Here is a 2,958-nt window from a genome sequence, read left to right as displayed (position 1 = left end):
CGCCGGCGGGCCCGACGGCATACGGCCCCGCCCTGCTCGGTGCGCCCAAGCCGGCCGTCGACTCGCTCTTCGGTGACCTCTGGCCCGAACGAGGTCTCGCACCCCAGGTGAGGCTGCTGCTCGCGTGCCTGGGCATCGGTGTCCTGTCCGCGATCGTCCTGCCCTACCACGCGTTCGGTGTAGGCCTCTTCGGGGTGCTCGTCGTCGGCGGCATCGTCCTCTGGCGCACCACGAGCCGCAGGGGGTGGTGGACGGTGCTCAGCAGCGTCCTGTGCGTCGCGCTCGCCTCCCTCTCCGTGCTGCGGGCGGCCGAGTGGCTCACGATCATCGCCGTGATGCTCGGAGTCGGCGTGCTGACGACGGCGCTCACCGACGCGAAGGGACTGCTCGCGCTCCTGGCCGGACTCGCCTCGTGGCCCCTCGCGGCCGTGCGCGGGCTGCCCCTGCTCGGGCGGACCCTCGCCGTCACGAGCCGGATCAGCGTCGTCTGGCCAGTGGTGCGCACGGCGGCCCTCTCGCTCATCGCTCTCGTCGTCTTCGGAGGCCTCTTCGCCTCGGGCGACGCGGTCTTCGGGTCGTGGGCGCAGGCCCTCGTGCCCCAGCTCGCGTGGGACAGCCTGACCCTCCGCGTCTTCGTGGGGTTCGTCATGGGGGGCGCCCTGCTCGCCGCGGGCTACGTCGCCCTCAACCCGCCGCGCGTCGAGCGCGTGGCGCTCCCACAGGGGCGTCCGGTCGCGCGGCTCTGGGAGTGGGCCGTGCCGGTCGCTCTCGTCGTGGCCCTCTTCCTCGCCTTCGTCGTGGCCCAGGCGGCCGCCCTCTTCGGCGGCCACGAGTACATCCAGCGGACGACCGGCCTGACGTATGCCGACTACGTGCACCAGGGCTTCGGCCAGCTGACTGCGGCCACGGTCCTCACCCTGGCCACCGTCGCGCTGGCCGTGCGCAAGGCGCCGCGGTCGACGGCGCGGGAGCGGCTCGTCCTGCGCGCCACGCTCGGCGCGCTCTGCGGTCTGACCCTCGTCGTCGTCGCGTCGGCGCTGCACCGGATGGACCTCTACCAGCAGGCCTACGGCTTCACCCTGCTCCGGGTCCTCGTCGACGCCTTCGAGCTGTGGCTCGGGCTGCTCGTCGTCCTCGTCCTCGTGGCCGGCGCGCGCCTTTCCGGGTGGTGGCTGCCGCGGGCTGCGCTGGTCTCCGCCGCCGCCTTCGTGCTCGTCGGAGGTCTGGCGAACCCCGAGGCGTGGGTGGCGCAGCGCAACATCGACCGCTACGTGGCGACGGGCCGGCTCGACGCCTCCTACCTCGTGACGCTCGGCGACGACGCCCTGCCGACGATCATGACGGGGCTGCCCGCAGAGATCTCGGCGTGCATCGCCCTGGCGCGTCCCGGCGACGCACCGAAGGACGTCCTCGAGTGGAACCTCGGCCGCAGCCGGGCAGCAGCCGTGCGACCTCCGATCGCGGTGTTCGACGCGTCCGCGCGGTCGTGCCTGTCGAGGTACGACTCCTGAGGTGCGGCAGGATGGCCGGGTGCGTCACGACATCGCCGAGCTGTTCGAGCTCGACCCGGCCCTGACCCACCTCAACCACGGTGCGTTCGGGGCGGTGCCCCGGTCGGTCCGCGAGGCCCAGGACCGGGCCCGCGCCCGCATCGAAGGAGCACCCATGCGGGCCTTCCGGGACGAGCTGCCGGCGGCGCTGGCCGCCGCGCGAGGGGCGGCGGCCGCCTTCCTCGACGTGCCGGCCGACTCGACCGCCCTGGTGCGCAACGTCACCGAGGCCGTCGGGGTGGTGCTCCAGGGCCTGGGCGTCGGTCCCGGGGACGAGGTCGTCGTCAGCAACCACGGCTACCGCACGGCCGGCTGGTCCGTCGAGGCGCGCGGTGGCACGCTCCGCACAGCGGACTTCGACGTCGAGGCCGACCCGTCCACGGTGGTCGCGGCCTTCGCGGCCGCGGTGACCGATCGGACGCGTCTGGTCGTCATCGACCACATCACGTCGCCGACCGCGCTCGTCCTGCCCGTCGCCCAGGTCGCCGCGGCGGTGGCGCCGGTGCCGGTCCTCGTCGACGCGGCGCACGTGCCCGGCAGCCTGCCCGGGGTCGACGTCGAGGCCCTCGGCGTCGCGTTCTGGGCCGGCAACCTGCACAAGTGGGCCTACACGCCGCGGGCCGCCGCCGCGCTGTGGGTCGCGCCCGAGCACCGCGAGGCGATGCGGCCCCTCGTCACCTCCTGGAGCCACGGACTGCCCTACCCCGAGCGCTTCGACCTGCAGGGCACCGTCGACCACTCCGCGTGGGTCGCGGTGCCGGACGGTCTTGCCGCCTGGCAGGCCCTCGGCGGGTGGGAGCAGGTCCAGCGCAGCGCGGACCTCCTCCTCCGCGGGGTGAAGCTCGTGCGGGACGCGCTGGGGACCGAGAGCCCGCACGGCGGCATACCCTCGGCGCCCTGCCTGCGGCTCGTCGCGCTGCCCGAGGGCGTTGCGACGACCACGGAGGATGCCGAGGCGCTGTGGCACCGGCTGTATGCAGCCGGCTTCGTCGTCCCGCCGGTCGCCKTCGCCGGGCGGGGCCACCTCCGCCTTGCCGCGGCCCCCTACAACGACGAGGACGACTACGCGCGACTCGCAGCCGCGCTGCCCGGGGTCCTCACCGCCTGAGCAACTCGATGCGGCCGATGACCTCGGGATGTGGAAAGATCGACCGACCCCCGGAACGATGCCCTCGAGGAGGCCCTGCGCCATGACCGACGCCCAGACGACCCCCTTCCACCGGGTTCTCCTCAAGCTCTCCGGCGAGGTGTTCGGGGGTGGCCGCATCGGCCTCGACCCGGCCGTCGTCTCCGGCATCGCGAACCAGATCGCCGACGCGGTGCGCGGCGGTGTCGAGGTCGCCGTCGTCATCGGCGGCGGCAACTTCTTCCGTGGCGCCGAGCTCCAGCAGCGAGGCATGGACCGCAC

Annotated in this window: 3 protein-coding genes; all 3 read left to right on the top strand. The window is 74.0% G+C overall.

From position 1 onward, the window contains the following. Positions 1-1,511 (top strand): DUF4153 domain-containing protein (locus AC1DP0_RS20405; protein WP_478088127.1); only part of this gene is annotated, 1,511 nt, incomplete at its 5' end. A 19-nt stretch (positions 1,512-1,530) separates the two neighbouring features. After that, positions 1,531-2,658, top strand: a complete 1,128-nt coding sequence (locus tag AC1DP0_RS20400; protein ID WP_478088125.1) for an aminotransferase class V-fold PLP-dependent enzyme — start codon at positions 1,531-1,533, stop codon at positions 2,656-2,658. Positions 2,659-2,740: 82 nt separating this feature from the next. Further along, positions 2,741-2,958: amino acid kinase family protein (locus tag AC1DP0_RS20395; RefSeq protein ID WP_478088123.1), on the top strand; the 218-nt coding region annotated here is incomplete at its 3' end.

This window comes from Terrabacter sp. P5_B1 (assembly GCF_056400505.1).
The sequence above is the reverse complement of the archived record's forward strand: the minus strand, read 5'-3'. Positions and strand labels throughout refer to the sequence as shown.